At 47.9% G+C, this 14,296-nt stretch carries 15 protein-coding genes; 1 reads left to right on the forward strand and 14 read right to left on the reverse strand.

Annotated elements, in window-relative coordinates; genetic code table 11:
• Positions 1–23: 23 nt before the first annotated feature.
• From MKY87_RS06915 to spoVAC, 14 genes are all read right to left on the reverse strand, one after another.
• On the reverse strand, positions 24–929 hold the full coding sequence (locus MKY87_RS06915; protein WP_338588023.1) for a CvfB family protein: 906 nt from the start codon (positions 927–929) through the stop codon (positions 24–26).
• A complete protein-coding gene (gene rsfS, locus MKY87_RS06920) occupies positions 926–1,273 on the reverse strand; it encodes a ribosome silencing factor (RefSeq protein WP_036615136.1) in 348 nt (115 codons plus the stop codon). The genes MKY87_RS06915 and rsfS overlap by 4 nt, the downstream gene beginning before the upstream one ends.
• Before the next feature lie 200 nt (positions 1,274–1,473).
• On the reverse strand, positions 1,474–2,040 hold the full coding sequence (yqeK, locus tag MKY87_RS06925) for a bis(5'-nucleosyl)-tetraphosphatase (symmetrical) YqeK (RefSeq protein ID WP_340963477.1): 567 nt from the start codon (positions 2,038–2,040) through the stop codon (positions 1,474–1,476).
• A complete protein-coding gene (locus MKY87_RS06930) occupies positions 2,024–2,614 on the reverse strand; it encodes a nicotinate-nucleotide adenylyltransferase (protein ID WP_340963479.1) in 591 nt (196 codons plus the stop codon). The genes yqeK and MKY87_RS06930 overlap by 17 nt, the downstream gene beginning before the upstream one ends.
• 15 nt (positions 2,615–2,629) lie before the next feature.
• On the reverse strand, positions 2,630–2,923 hold the full coding sequence (gene yhbY, locus MKY87_RS06935; RefSeq protein WP_017687186.1) for a ribosome assembly RNA-binding protein YhbY: 294 nt from the start codon (positions 2,921–2,923) through the stop codon (positions 2,630–2,632).
• A gap of 269 nt (positions 2,924–3,192) precedes the next feature.
• Entirely contained in the window at positions 3,193–4,062 is an 870-nt protein-coding gene (gene aroE, locus MKY87_RS06940) for a shikimate dehydrogenase (RefSeq protein ID WP_340963482.1), read from the reverse strand.
• Positions 4,063–4,106: 44 nt separating this feature from the next.
• Complete coding sequence (yqeH, locus tag MKY87_RS06945; RefSeq protein WP_340963484.1) at positions 4,107–5,234, reverse strand: ribosome biogenesis GTPase YqeH; 1,128 nt, start codon at positions 5,232–5,234, stop codon at positions 4,107–4,109.
• Positions 5,231–5,758 carry a YqeG family HAD IIIA-type phosphatase gene (locus tag MKY87_RS06950; RefSeq protein WP_036615148.1) on the reverse strand — a complete coding sequence of 176 codons (528 nt, stop codon included), beginning with the start codon at positions 5,756–5,758 and terminating at the stop codon, positions 5,231–5,233. The genes yqeH and MKY87_RS06950 overlap by 4 nt, the downstream gene beginning before the upstream one ends.
• 110 nt (positions 5,759–5,868) lie before the next feature.
• Complete coding sequence (locus MKY87_RS06955) at positions 5,869–8,082, reverse strand: DUF4129 domain-containing transglutaminase family protein (RefSeq protein WP_340963486.1); 2,214 nt, start codon at positions 8,080–8,082, stop codon at positions 5,869–5,871.
• Positions 8,079–9,263 carry a DUF58 domain-containing protein gene (locus MKY87_RS06960; RefSeq protein WP_338595009.1) on the reverse strand — a complete coding sequence of 395 codons (1,185 nt, stop codon included), beginning with the start codon at positions 9,261–9,263 and terminating at the stop codon, positions 8,079–8,081. Before MKY87_RS06960 ends, MKY87_RS06955 begins: the two co-directional genes overlap by 4 nt.
• Positions 9,264–9,329: 66 nt before the next feature.
• Entirely contained in the window at positions 9,330–10,286 is a 957-nt protein-coding gene (locus MKY87_RS06965; RefSeq protein ID WP_338588027.1) for an AAA family ATPase, read from the reverse strand.
• 208 nt (positions 10,287–10,494) lie between these two features.
• The gene (gene spoVAE, locus MKY87_RS06970) at positions 10,495–10,845 is read right to left on the reverse strand and encodes a stage V sporulation protein AE (RefSeq protein WP_062835568.1); all 351 of its coding nucleotides are present in this window, start codon (positions 10,843–10,845) and stop codon (positions 10,495–10,497) included.
• 5 nt (positions 10,846–10,850) lie between these two features.
• A complete protein-coding gene (gene spoVAD, locus MKY87_RS06975) occupies positions 10,851–11,867 on the reverse strand; it encodes a stage V sporulation protein AD (RefSeq protein ID WP_338588028.1) in 1,017 nt (338 codons plus the stop codon).
• On the reverse strand, positions 11,864–12,367 hold the full coding sequence (gene spoVAC, locus MKY87_RS06980; RefSeq protein WP_036615164.1) for a stage V sporulation protein AC: 504 nt from the start codon (positions 12,365–12,367) through the stop codon (positions 11,864–11,866). Before spoVAC ends, spoVAD begins: the two co-directional genes overlap by 4 nt.
• A 651-nt stretch (positions 12,368–13,018) precedes the next feature.
• Here spoVAC and MKY87_RS06985 point away from each other — a divergent pair.
• A complete protein-coding gene (locus tag MKY87_RS06985; RefSeq protein WP_074095923.1) occupies positions 13,019–14,092 on the forward strand; it encodes a M42 family metallopeptidase in 1,074 nt (357 codons plus the stop codon).
• Positions 14,093–14,296 lie beyond the last annotated feature (204 nt).

The raw sequence follows: 14,296 nt of genomic DNA on the forward strand, positions 1-14,296 counted from the left end.
TACGAAATATTCAATCAAGAAAATTACTTATTTTCATTCTGATCCGCAGGAGCAGATTCGGACAGATACGTCCAGCTTTCCTTTTGGACCACCAATCCGTCCTTCATCAATTTGCCCAAGGCACGCTTGAAAGCTGACTTACTGATGCCAAAGCGCTGCTTGATGATATCCGGCGGAGTTGCATCAGAGTAAGGCATGCCGCCCATAGGACGCTCTTTCATAAAGGCGAGCAGCTTGTCTGCATCTTCGTTACGTCCAACTTGTTTGAGTTGAGTCATGGCCAGATTCACACGTCCGTCTTCACGTACCAGTGTCACCCGACATTTAACTTTCTCACCAAGACGTAGCATATGACTACGTTCAGATGAATGAATCATACCAATTGCACCAAAGCCCAGTACACCGCCTTCTACAAGTACAAAAGTACCCATCTGCAGTGGCTTGTATACCGTCGCTTCAACCCACTCGTTTAACCATGAAGTTGGAGCATGGAAAGCCAACGGTGAAAGCTCACGTTCCCCGGCCAATTTGGCACGCAGACGTCCCTGCTTGTCATGTTCCATGATTACAAAGACTTCATCCCCCACTTGAGGACGAAGTTCTTCCAGTTCAGGCAATTCACGAATAGGAAGCAGCAATTGCCGTCCAAGTCCCATTTCCAGGAAACAGCCCAGTCGTGGGTGAACATCAGCCACAACCAGTCGTGCCATTTCGCCAAGCATGAGATAAGGCTTTTTCATCGTTACGGCCAGACGATCTTCTGTATCAAAGAATACAAATACCTCAAGCGTCTCACCAATTTTAATATCCCGTGTTAACTCGGTGTAGTGAAGCAGTACATCTTCCGATCCTGTCGTCAAAAAGAAGCCAAACGGAGACACTTCACGTGAAACCGGCAGAGAGACGACTGTTCCAGCAATCAAACTCATACAGTTTCCACCACTTTGGCATCAGACCATAGTCGTTCAATGTTGTAGTATTCACGCTCGTCACGGTGGAAGATATGAACAACAACATCGCCCATGTCCATCAATACCCAACGTGCGGAATCCATACCTTCGATACCTTTGATCGTCGCTCCGGCTGCATGAGCCTGTTTGCGAATTTCAGTGGCAATGGCTTGTACCTGTGTATCGGAATTCCCGTGACAAATAACAAAATAATCTGCCACCAGGGAAACATTAATCAGATCCAACGCTACAATGTTGGATGCCTTTTTGTCGTCAGCGGCAGCAACCGCCATATTCATAAGTTCTTTCGATGATACTGTCATGAACCAACCTCCATAATCTATAATTGTGTGTTCAAAAAGATCAGTTTTCAGTACCGAGAAGATGGAATAAAGCTAGAAATGGAGTAGCGGAGCGTAGGCAAACTACGTGAGCAACGGACATTTCAGCTGAATTTCATCTTCGATGCTGATGATGCCGCTAGGCATCCTTCGTAATCAAAAGTGGACTTTTTGAACAACCTCTATAATTGTGCAATTAAGTCATTCCGCGACAGCATGGTCAAAGGATAAATGACACGTCGCTGCGAGATCAGCAAGCTGATCGTCGAATCGAATCCGGCAATTAAACCTTCCTCCAGGCTACGTTCAGCCTGTTCGCGAATGTGTTCCACTCCCGGGAAATCCCGTCCCGGTTCAATGTAATCGGCAAGACATACCACTTTGTCCAGCAAGCTCATGCCTACCCGACCCGAGGTATGCCACCGGATGGCATTAATAACTTCGGAATCTTCCACACCGTAATCACGCTTGGCTACAAAAGCACCGACTTCGGAATGCCAGAGCTGCTTGTCATGTTGCAGAAGTTCCTGGTTTAATCCGTTATCACGGATGACCGCTTCCATCTCCGCTACGGGCCAGTACTTCGCCACATCATGCAATATCGCTGCCAGATCCGCTTTTACAGGATCAGCCCCGTATTTTTCAGCCAACATCACTGCCGATTTCATTACACCCAATGTATGCTTCCAGCGTTTTTCCGGCATTTGTCCAGATACGGCTTGAATCAGTTCCTCACGGCTTAGTGCCATATAAACCGCTCCTTAGAATGTATTGGTGCACCTCATCAGGAATCATGAAGCGTACTGAATGTCCTTTGGCAAGACGTCTGCGTACGGCTGTTGATGAAATATCCACCAAGGGCATCTCGGCCAGCAAGACCCGATCCTGTAACTCGTCTGGTAAATCATCCAGATGTAACTGGAAACCCGGCCGACCAACCCCGATAAAGGTTAGGCGTTCGGCAAGTTCTTCAATCTGCTCCCATTTGGGAAGATAGTTCACCATATCCGCCCCGATAATGAAATAAAATTCATGTTCAGGATGGCGCCGCCACAGTTCCTTCATCGTATCGATTGTATAAGACACTCCGCCAAGCTCCATCTCGATACCCAGCACCTCATATTGCTGCACACCCTTCACAGCCGCTTCCGTCATATCGAGACGTTGCTGTCCCGAAGCTCCGGCTCCGCGCTTGTGAGGTGGAACATGGGAAGGCATGAACCAGATCTCATCCAGTGCATGCGAATCCCTTGCCGCTTCAGCTGCCAGGAGGTGTCCCATGTGGATCGGATCAAAAGTACCACCCATGATGCCGATCTTCACCCGCGTCACGCTCCCTTATCTAGGTAATTCGATCTGTTTGTTATCGCGCGATTCTTTGTACAGAATGATGGTGTTACCGATGAGTTGTACAAGCTCACTTCCCGTTTCACGGGCAACTTCTTCTGCCATCTCTTTTCTGTCCTCGTCATTGTTGTTCAACACTTGCACTTTCATCAATTCGCGCTTCTCAATCGCATCCTCGATGTGACGGAACAGGTGCTCATTTGTCCCACCTTTACCAATCTGAAATACAGGGGTCAGGTGATGTGCCTGTGACCGCAAAAAGCGCTTTTGTTTACCGTTTAACATGAATACTCCATACTCCTTATGTTGAGCAGGCCCTGATCGACAGCGCAAAAACTGTCCGGACCTGACCATTCAATTATTATTTTTCAATGGTGAAAATGATCACTGAGTACACAAGGTGACTCCGATTGCAGTACCATCTTCCGATCGCTGTTATCCCCAGATTTTTCTGATCCCTTTTCACAAAGGGAAAATCCGGTGATAAATGCGACCACTTCGTTTCTTCAGATTGGTTCTGCACTCGTTGTCTGCCTGTACTCTTAATATCATTTTCACACTTCAAAACTTTTTAACACCGCTCGTCTCATCGTCTCCACAGGAGCCGGGATGCCAAGCCAATGTTCAAAGGCCACTGCGCCCTGGTATACAAACATACCCAAACCACCGTGCACCGTGCATCCGCGCATCCGCGACTCTCGAAGCAGACGGGTCTCTAGCGGATTGTAGATCAGATCACTCACCGCTGCGCCTTCACGGATCAGTGTGAGATCAACCGGTACTTCATCAACATGCGGGTGCATTCCGGCAGCCGTTGTGTTAATCACGATATCAGCCGTAGCCAGTACCGTTGCAGCGTCTTCCATACCACTGCCCGAGATTTCTCCCAAGCCATGGCCTCGTAAATCCGAAGCAAGTGCAATAGCTCTGTCCGCTGTACGGTTCAGAATGTGGATGCGTTCAGGCTTCTCCAATGCAAGTGCATATATGACACCTCTAGCTGCTCCACCTGCTCCCAGTACAGCAATACGTTTACCCGCAAGCTCAGGCACAGCCTCTTCCTTCAGCGATCGGACATAGCCAATACCATCCGTATTGTACCCTGTCAGTGTTCCACCTTCATTAACGATGGTATTCACCGCACCAATCAGGCGAGCACTTTCATCGATCACATCCAGATACTGCATCACCTGCTCTTTGTGCGGGATGGTGACATTGACACCACGATAGCCCAGTGCCACAATTCCCCGAACTGCCGCCTCCAGTTGATCCGGATGAACATGCAGTGGCATATACATTCCATTCACCTCTGCAGCCTGCAGAGCCGCATTGTGCATTGCCGGAGACTTGGAGTGAGCAATCGGATCACCCATAACACCAAGCAACACGGGAAGTGAAGAGTTGAATTTTTTCTGCTCAGACATAGGTCCGCCTCCGATCCATCTGATGTACAGGTTCTGAGAATTTATTAGATCAAGGATGGACGGATTTGTACACGAATGCCTTTTGGAACATGTACAGCAACCAATGCTCCAATATCACCATTTACTTTAATCCAGCCCAAACCAGAGATGAATACGTCCGATTGACTGCCGCGTTTGATGCGGAATTCATGTCTGGTCCATTCACCCATCTCTGCTGCATTCTCACGGGTTGGCGGAGATAATAATTCTCCCAGGTGGTCGCGGTACAGGTCATCTGCACGCTCCAGCTTCGTCCGGTGAATATCAAGCGCAGTGCTGATAAAACAAGTGAACGACTGGCGATCACCTTCCACAAAGTCAAATCGAGCCATGCCGCCGAAGAACAGCGTCTGACCGGAATTCAACTGATACACAGCCGGTTTAAGCGGTTTTTCCGGCATGATGGCAGCGAGATCCTTACGTGAGACAATCTCGCTGAAACGCCATGGATATACAATTCCGGGCGTATCAATAATATATTTTCCATCATCCAGCGGAATGTTCACCATATCCAGCGTTGTTCCCGGATAACGGGATGTGGTCAGTTCCTGCTCCAGATCGCTGTAATCACGGATCAGACGGTTAATCAGTGTGGATTTGCCCACATTGGTACCACCAACCACGTACACGTCACGATCTTCGCGATACGTTCCTACAAGCTCAAGCAGTCGGTCGAAGCCCTGATTTTGCTTTGCACTGCACAAGACTACATCCACGGTACGCAAACCCTGTTCTTTGGCTTGCTTCTGAACCCAGTTGCGAACCTTGTTCCAGTTGGTTACTTTCGGAAGCAAGTCCGTTTTGTTCACAGCAAGCAATACCGGATTGTTGCCTACAAAACGTTGCAGACCGGAGATAATACTTCCATCAAAGTCAAACAAATCAACGATATGGATGACAAGTGCATCCTTATCCCCGATTTTGCTAAGCAGCGCCAGGAATTCGTCCTGATCCACCGTAACGGATGATGACTCATTGTAGTTTTTGATGCGGAAACAGCGCTGGCATATAACCGGTTCACGATCCAATGCCTTCTCGGGGATAAACCCTGGTAATTCCGAATTTTCTGTTTGCAGATGCACGCCGCATCCGCTGCACCTTACGGCAAGATTGCCGTTATGCGGTTCTGTCATTTCTTCTTTTCCTCCTCAAGCCATAAGCCTTTCCTGCGTAAACTCGTTAGAGCAATCCGTTCCACGCGTCGATTGAAGCGGGTCATAAATCCTTCGTCCCCAATGGAGATTGGCAGTACCAGAACGGTATATAACCCCATTCGGTTCCCTCCATAAACGTCCGTAAGCATCTGATCGCCTACTACAATCGTGTTTTCAGGAGATAACTCCATCATTTTCATTGCTCTACGAAACGGTACATTCGATGGTTTGCGTGCACTATGCACAAACTGGATATCCAGCGGGGTCGCAAACAGGGATACACGATTCAAATTGTTATTGGACACAATCATCAGCTTGAAACCTGCCTCTTTCACACGTGCAAACCATTCAATCAGTTCGGGCGTAGCGTCAGGGGCTTTGGCTCCAACGAGTGTGTTATCCAGATCAGTTATAATTCCACGGTAGCCTTGAGCGTACAGCTCTTCCAGATTAATGTCAAAAACCGTGTCTACACGCAGCTTGGGCATTAACATTTTAAACAAAGAAGTCACCTCAGTTTCATACGACACACTATATCACAAATCCGTCTTTCCTGAAAATGCATACAGCGCCTGATGGCATAGGAAAAAAGGAAAAACGGGACGGGCAACAACTATGCCCGTTCCGCTTTCAGTTCCTTCCGCAGCTTCAAGGCAGTCTGATAGACGGCCTTCCAGTCGTCGGCAGTTACGGACGCCGGACTGTAACGAGTCTGTTCAAACTTCGTGAGAAGCTCATGCAATGTCGCTTCTGCAGCAGGTTTTGCCTGGCTCCAGCGGGCTACCGATTCACGAAGTGTCTCGTCTCCGCTCCGGGTCAACCCTTTGCGTTTCACATACTGAATCCAACGCTCGGTCTCTGCCACTACCTTCTGTTCAGGGGTGAGCGGTCCACCTGTCCGTAGACGAAGTAGGAAGAATCGCATGGAGAAACGATTACGCCAGAACATATAGGCTACCCACAATACTATAATGGCTCCTGCAGCCCAGATAACAAAAGTCGGGATGGCAGACGATGTCTGCTCAGGTGCAGGGGTCTGCTCTTCCTCTTGTACCGGCTCCTCTTCTGGCTCTTCTTCTGGCTCATCTACAGGCTGTACATCAGGCTGTTCCGTCAGCAGCGGCATATCAAAGCCCGGCGTTGCTTCAACAGGAATCCATCCATACTCACCAAAATAAACCTCTGCCCAAGAGTGTGCATCTGCATTCGTAACGGTGTAGGTCGTCTCAATCTCCGCGCCAGGTTGACGTGGAGCCTGCATGTCCGAATTCAGGGACAGTTGTCCAGGCGCATAACCTTTAACCCACCTTGCAGGAATGCCCTCCGAGCGCGCCATCATCACCAGCGCAGTCGAGAAGTAATCACAGTAGCCTTCCATAATATCGAACAGGAAACCTTCCACAAAGTCGCCGCTTACTTTTCGAGATAAATCCGGATTGTTCGTGTATTCAAAATTAGTTTGTAAATAGTTTTGCAGTAATGCCACTTTTTCATACGGAGTATTCGCAGATGCCGTTATCTCGGCTGCCAGATTCGACACCCGGTCAGGGAAACGGGATGGTAACTGCAAGTACATATCATCTGCCGGATTACTGTTATACAGATCTTCAAATGACTTTGTACGAAGCTCATCTTCCACAATCACAGGGGCTTCCGATACGATAGTATATGTCTTGGGATACTGTGGTTGCTGACGGTCTGTCACCACATGCAGTTCAGCCTGTTCGGCATTCCACAACATCCGATCCGTTCTGTCTTCACCATTAATCGAGCTAACTTCCGAGATTGAATAAGCACCAAAGAGAATCGGATAGACATTATCATTCAGCATCGTTACGTTCTGAGTCACTTGTTTGGTATTCACATTACCGGATTCTTGGTTCTCGAGAGGCTGTCCGGCTTCAACATTCTCTGTCGCACCCCGTCCACGGTCATCCCAGCCTGTACCTGTATACTCTGCACGTGTCTCACCACGCCAGTAACTGCGCTCATTGGTGGTGACAGACATAACAGGGGTATAGTCGAAGTTGAATCCTCCACCAAGCTGATTGTCTTCCCTGCTGTATCCCGATTCGGTAGCCGCGGGAATATCCAGGTTTCCGTTACCAGCCTGACTTGTGGAAGTTCCGGTATAGTTACGCCACGCCGTATATGGGTCCGTCAAGGTGGGTGGAATCTCCGGCATATTAACGCTGGCTACAATAATCAAAGAAAAGATAATGGCAATATTGGCCAGGACTTTATAAGGATAACGGATGATTCGTTTCCAACCTTGTGGATACTGTAGCTGATAGTTACGGAAATGCTGGCATACGAGCCATCCCATCCCCGCAAACATCACCCAGGCGATTTCAATCCAGAGTGGAATCTGGGTGAAAGAATCGAGAATCCCCATCGAAATGATGTTGACTCCCAGAAAAACAAGAATGCGACGTGTTGTGGTCACGAGTCGAAGCGCAGCTTCAAGCATTACCCATGCACACAAAGAGAACCAGATGTACGGCGTCATATGCAATATAAATTGCTCCGCTCTGTCTGTTAAAGAGCCATAAGGGATGTACACCGTATAATCGATCAGCGTTTTATGCAAAATGTAACCAACAACGACCGCCTTGATCATCGCGCGATATATCGTTTTGAAGGGCAGAATGACCTCCAGCACACTGACTGCTGCAAGTGTCCATAACACCAGAGAAGTGGTCTCCGTGTACCACGATTCCTGCGTAAATGAAATCCACTGCATTCCAATGAGGAAAATCCAGAGCAATGACGCTGCATGATACCAGGATCGTTTGCCTGCAACACTTTCATTTCCTTTTGTACTCATGCAGAACCTCCCCCCATCACCGTTGGAAGCTCCTGCAAGTGAGAAACAGTGAATGACCTCGTGCCTCTTCCACGCAACATGGCATTCCACTCGGCACTCCGGCGGGATTCACTGGTATCGATCAGAATATGACATGGAGTCATGCCCCGCGTATCGGCCCAGCGCAACAGTTCCATTATTTTTTCATCCTTCTGGGGAGAAATCACAACAAAGTAAGCTCCCTGAGGCAGTTGACGTGCAATTCTTTCCACGCCGGGCAACAGATGGGTATCCTGGCCGTTATATTGAATATCCACCAGATGATGCATCATCTTCTGTCGTTCCATCAGACTTTCACTGGGGGCCATGAAGGAGGTCTGGTCTGACAATGTCAACAACCCCATCCCCATTCGTTCCCTGACACCATACTCCAACAGAGAGGCAGCCGTGGAAACGGCAATTTCAAATGCATCCCCATGTTCGTAACTTGATGCCAGCGCATCCAGAACCAGAATGGTTTTGGGCACAGACTCATGTTCAAACTCCTTGGACTTCCAGTTCCCTGTCTTTGCCGTTGCATTCCAGTGAATGCGGGAAAGTCGATCTCCGTATACGTAGTCACGTACACCATTGATCTGAGTGGTCTCCCTCCGTGAACGGGTTAACGCCGTCTGAGGACCGGATAACCGTGATTTGCGGTCGTAGAGCTGCCAATATGGAATAAATACCGTTCTTGGCAGGACGCGAAACTCACCTTTGGCCTTAAACTTTCCTCGATGTTCGATCAGTCCAAATATGTCCTCGCTGGCACATTCCGTTTCTGAAAAAACATACTTCCCCCGCTCAAGTGGTGGCGTCTGGAATGACAGCTCCCCATTACCTCGCATATTGGGAATCAAACTTTCCTTGAACGACCACGATTCTCCGTTATGCCGATGCAGCATTTCACGTACAACAACATAGGGAAGCGGGAGGAATCCCGGAATCGTCAGACTCAGCTGTACTTGAACCTGGTCACCCGCATGCAGCAATTCTTCGTGGTCTGGACCAGAAGATAACCTACGATTTCCTTGAGCGCGTCTTACCCCGCTAAATCCAGCAATGGCAAGGTACACACAGAGGAGGGTCACCATCGACAGTAACATAAGGGATGTCTTCCCGCCCTGAAACAAAACATAAGCCAGACAGCACATCCACACCATTGCGATGCTCCATACGCGTGGGTGGCGTAACCCTCTATTAACTGTTCTCAAAAGCGGCTTCATGAACTATTGCCCCATGGAGACGGGCACGCGTACTTGCTGGAGTACGGCATTCAAAACGGCCTCGGAACTCATACTGTCCAGTCTCGATTCGGGACGAAGCACAATACGATGAGAGATCACATAAGGGGCCATCGTTTTCACATCATCCGGAAGCACATAATCACGTTCCTGCAGGAAAGCAAAGGCTTTTACGGCCATCATGAACGATATGGCTGCCCGTGGGCTGGCACCCAACAATACAGATGGGTGGGAGCGGGTTTGACGAACAACATCCAGCAAATAGTCCATAACCGGATCACCGATAAAGACCTCTTTAATCTCCTGTTGAATTGCAGAGATCTGATCCATATGAGTCACGGATTCAAGACGATCTACAGGCTGACCCATCTGATGCTGTTTCAATAGGATTTTCTCAATTTCCTTATCGGGATAACCTAGACTTATTTTCAACATAAACCGGTCGAGTTGTGCTTCCGGCAAAGTATACGTACCTTCAAAATCAATCGGATTCTGAGTTGCACAGAGCATGAATGGATGTGGCAGATCATACGTATCACCATCAACGGTTACGCTGCGCTCCTCCATAACTTCGAGCAGAGCCGATTGGGTTTTTGTTGTGGCCCGGTTAATCTCATCAGCTAGCAAAATGTTGGTCATAACAGGACCTGGCCGGAAATAAAAACGCTCATCCTTCGGATGGAACACAGATACGCCTGTAATATCACTAGGTAAAATATCAGGATTACATTGAATACGCCGGTACTCACCACGCATGGATTTCGATAATGCCTTGATTAACTGCGTTTTGCCGGTTCCCGGTACGTCTTCAATCAGAACGTGCCCGCCTGCAAGCAAAGCTGTAAGCAAAAGTTGAATTTCAAAGGATTTCCCCATAATGCAGGATTCCAGATTTGAACGAACTGCGGATATGATTTGGATCGACTCTTTGCGCACAGGCATGTGGTCTAACCTCCTAAAAAAGCATACAGATTTCCTTTTATTGTACATGATCCAGAGTCACGAGTACACTCGAAGGAACTCACAATTTGTTTCCAGCCCGTCAGATTCACCGCAGTTCTCGCATGAATACGACAAAAAAGGCCCGGATAGAAGTTATCCGAAGCCTCTGCTGAATCGCAATATGTTCAAGTAGATTTCCCATTCTATGTTAGCCTTTTGGCCTGACCACCAATGCCGCGAGAAAAGAAAAGATGATCGCTGACGAAATTCCCGCCGCAGTCAGATCAAATATCCCCGTAATCACACCCAGCCATCCCTCTTTTTCCAGCTCCGTCAATGCCCCGTGCACCAAGGAATTACCGAAACTTGTGATGGGGATTGAAGCACCCGCACCTGCAAATTTAACCAAGGGGTCGTACAGGCCAAATGCATCCGCAAGCGCACCTGCTACAACAAGTGTGCTCATCGTATGTGCCGGTGTCAGTTTGACACCATCCATTAGAAGCTGTCCGACAACACAGATCAAACCGCCAACAATAAATGCCCACAAGAATTGCATTACCTTTATCCCTCCTTTTCTATGGCTACCGCATGAGCAATACAGGGAATGCTCTCACCCTGCTGGTACGAAATCGGAGATAACAGCGCCCCGGTAGCAACGACGAGCACCCGTTTAAGATCACCCTTTTGCATGCGGTTCAAAATGTGACCATAAGTGACGGTGGCAGAACATCCGCAGCCACTTCCTCCGGCAACAACATAAGGCTGTTTCTCCCGATCATAGATCATCAGGCCGCAGTCATTAAAAACCGTCTGTTCCATGGGAATGCCTTCTTTTTGCAAAAGCTCTTTCGTAATTGGCAGACCGACGGAAGCCAGATCCCCGGTTACAATGAGATCATAATAGCCGGGTTCCAATCCCGTATCCCTGAAATGAGAGATTATAGTGTCGGCTGCTGCTGGCGCCATGGCTGAACCCATATTAAAGGGATCTTTGATGCCCAAATCCATAATGCGTCCAATGGTGGCTTTGGTAACAACGGGACCATCACCAGTAAGGGAGACCACACCACACCCTGCTCCTGTGACGGTATATTGAGCATAAGGCGGCTTTTGGGAGCCATACTCCGTCGGATACCGAAATTGTTTTTCCACCGTACAGTTGTGGCTCACCGTTCCTGCAAGGACATAATCTCCAGCTCCCGAGTCAATAATCATCGAGGCCAAAGCTAATGTTTCCATGGATGTGGAGCAAGCTCCAAAGACACCCAGGTAAGGCACACCCAGTTTTCGTGCTGAAAAGGAACTGCTGATAATCTGATTCATCAGATCACCACCAACAAAAAATTGAAGCTCTTCCTTGGTGATATTTGCATTTACCAAAGCCAGCTGAGATGCCTGTTCGAGCAGTTTGCGTTCTCCCTTTTCCCACGTTTTCTCGCCGATCTCGAGGTTGTCATAGACATAATCGAAATCAGATGACAGTGGACCCTCGCCTTCTTCTGGTCCTACAACTGCGGCTTTACCGATGATCCGAGGACGATTCTCAAACTGCCATGTCTGGCGACCCAATCGTTTCACAGGTGCCCACCTCCAAATCCCAAAAAGGCGTAAACGATCCCTACGACAAATGCTGCCACGACACCAAACACGATAACGGAACCAGCAAGTTTAAACATGTTGGCCCCTACACCGAGCACCAGTCCTTCAGCACGATGTTCCAGTGCAGCAGAACACATGGAATTGGCAAAGCCGGTAACCGGCACAGCAGTTCCTGCTCCTGCCCATTGAGCCATTTTATCGTAAACGCCGAGACACGTTAGAATAACCGATATGAGAATCATGACCGCCACCGTAGGACTGGAAGCTTCCTTCGATGTCATGTCGAAACCGGCCATAAAAGCCTCTTGAATGGCCTGTCCAATCAAACAGACGGTACCCCCAACCAGAAATGCTTTGAGGCAATTTTTCAGGATTGGACGAGGCGGCTCATGTTTTTTTGCGACTTTTTTGTACTCCTTTTCATCCATGGACAGGGACGATGATTTTTTTTCGCTTCCGGATGCAGATTGAGCTGGCAAGATACAAGACCTCCTCTATGTGAAAATGGTTCAAAGCTACGGCTGAATGCCAATGTGTGTAATCCTATATTCATTGTTTGTTAATAATCGGAAGGTTATGTATCCGGCGACAGACAGTATATGTTTCCAACAAGATCATGTTGTGGAAGCAAGATGGGAATACGCCGGTTCTGAGGACTTTTAGATACGTTCTATAAATAAAGAAGAACAATCACGAGCAAGATAAAAAGAACGATAAACAGTACTTTTTCCGTGCCCTCTTCTGGAGGCTTCATTGGATATATAGCTCCTTCCTATAAACAGACCAACAAATATTGAACAAAAAGAACATCACAAAATGATGACATCTCCTCCATATATTCATATTCATTGAAGTGGCATCAGGACTGCGACTACAGCGGATAGAGTCATGAAACTTGGACACGGTAAGCGCCCAAAACATGCCTTAAATACGTGACATAAACATGGACAATCACTTGCGCAAGGTTCATACTGTAATGTGACCAGTGGTTAAATAACAAGTCCTCAGCATATTAAAGTGCATGTTCAAAAAGATAAAAGACTTTTTGAACTACATCTTAAAGGACAACAGGCGGGTAGCCGTTCTACTGTGACCTGAAATACATACCAACAGAGGAGTTGTTGACACACATGAATGAAAAAACGATGGATATGTTTCGTACGTTGACGGAATTTCCTTCCGCATCCGGTTTTGAACGTGAGCTTCGCGGCTGGATGAAAGATAAGCTTTCCGCTTATACCGATGAGTTCGTCCAGGATCGCCTGGGGAGTCTATTTGGTGTATTACGCGGGGAGGAATCCGGTCCCAAAGTTATGGTAGCCGGACACTTTGACGAAGTCGGTTTCATGACTACTGGCATTACGGAAACGGGTATGGTCAAATTCCGTCCACTGGGTGGATGGTGGAGTCAGGCTGTACTGTCTCAGCGATTGGAAATCATCACACCGGATCGTCGCATTACCGGAGTTGTAGGTTCTACACCTACACACTTGCTGGACGAGTCCCAGCGGAACAAACCTGTTGATCTGAATTCCATGTATCTCGATATCGGGGCAGACAACCGTGCGGAAGCAGAATCCTGGGGCATTCATCCAGGGATGCAGATCGTTCCAATCTGTGAATTCACGCCGATGGCGAACCCGAAAAAAATCATGGCCAAAGCATGGGATAATCGTTACGGCGTAGGACTTGCACTTGAACTGGTTGAAGCATTGCACAAGGAAAAACTGCCTAACACGCTTTACGCTGGTGCAACGGTTCAGGAAGAACTGGGGCTTCGCGGTGCACGTACGGCGGCCAATCTGATTCAGCCTGATATCTTCTTTGCACTTGACTGTAGCGCGGCGAATGATATGACAGGTGACAAACAGTCATTTGGACATATCGGAGAAGGCGCATTGCTTCGTATTTTTGACCCGGGTATGTTCACCCATCGCGGAATGGTGGAATATGTTCAAGATACGGCTTCATCCAATCAGATCAAAATGCAGTATTTCATCTCACCAGGTGGTACCGATGCAGGTCAAGTACACCTGAGTGGAATTGGTGTACCATCAACAGTTATTGGTATCTGCGCACGTTATATCCACACCTCTTCTTCCATCATTCATACGGATGACTACGATGCGGCCAAAGAACTGATCGTGAAACTGGTCAAAGGTCTGGATCGGACAACAATGAATACCATTATTAATAACGCGTAACAGTTGACAAGAGACCTCCTAACTATTCGGGAGGTCTCTTTTTTATATCCACAACTATATCCGTTGGACACATTTACACGAGAAAGGCTATTCTGTCATTCGGAGTGGCACTTGAAAATATTTTTTAGTTCAACGTACGTAGATTAATAGGCCGAACATTATAGGGAATTACACATAAGATACAATAACGGAAGATGAATTAAA

It is taken from the genome of Paenibacillus sp. FSL R7-0198, from assembly GCF_038000415.1.
GTDB lineage: Bacteria > Bacillota > Bacilli > Paenibacillales > Paenibacillaceae > Paenibacillus.

Excerpts from the sequence above, each read along its gene's own strand:
- MKY87_RS06985 (WP_074095923.1), top strand. The coding sequence starts at position 13,019 with ATGAATGAAAAAACGATGGATATGTTTCGTACGTTGACGGAATTTCCT.
- spoVAE (WP_062835568.1), bottom strand. The coding sequence starts at position 10,845 with ATGCAATTCTTGTGGGCATTTATTGTTGGCGGTTTGATCTGTGTTGTC.
- yqeK (WP_340963477.1), bottom strand. The coding sequence starts at position 2,040 with ATGGCACTAAGCCGTGAGGAACTGATTCAAGCCGTATCTGGACAAATG.
- yhbY (WP_017687186.1), bottom strand. The coding sequence starts at position 2,923 with ATGTTAAACGGTAAACAAAAGCGCTTTTTGCGGTCACAGGCACATCAC.
- MKY87_RS06960 (WP_338595009.1), bottom strand. The coding sequence starts at position 9,263 with ATGGTGTGGATGTGCTGTCTGGCTTATGTTTTGTTTCAGGGCGGGAAG.
- MKY87_RS06965 (WP_338588027.1), bottom strand. The coding sequence starts at position 10,286 with ATGCCTGTGCGCAAAGAGTCGATCCAAATCATATCCGCAGTTCGTTCA.
- MKY87_RS06955 (WP_340963486.1), bottom strand. The coding sequence starts at position 8,082 with ATGAGTACAAAAGGAAATGAAAGTGTTGCAGGCAAACGATCCTGGTAT.
- MKY87_RS06915 (WP_338588023.1), bottom strand. The coding sequence starts at position 929 with ATGAGTTTGATTGCTGGAACAGTCGTCTCTCTGCCGGTTTCACGTGAA.
- yqeH (WP_340963484.1), bottom strand. The coding sequence starts at position 5,234 with ATGACAGAACCGCATAACGGCAATCTTGCCGTAAGGTGCAGCGGATGC.
- rsfS (WP_036615136.1), bottom strand. The coding sequence starts at position 1,273 with ATGACAGTATCATCGAAAGAACTTATGAATATGGCGGTTGCTGCCGCT.
- aroE (WP_340963482.1), bottom strand. The coding sequence starts at position 4,062 with ATGTCTGAGCAGAAAAAATTCAACTCTTCACTTCCCGTGTTGCTTGGT.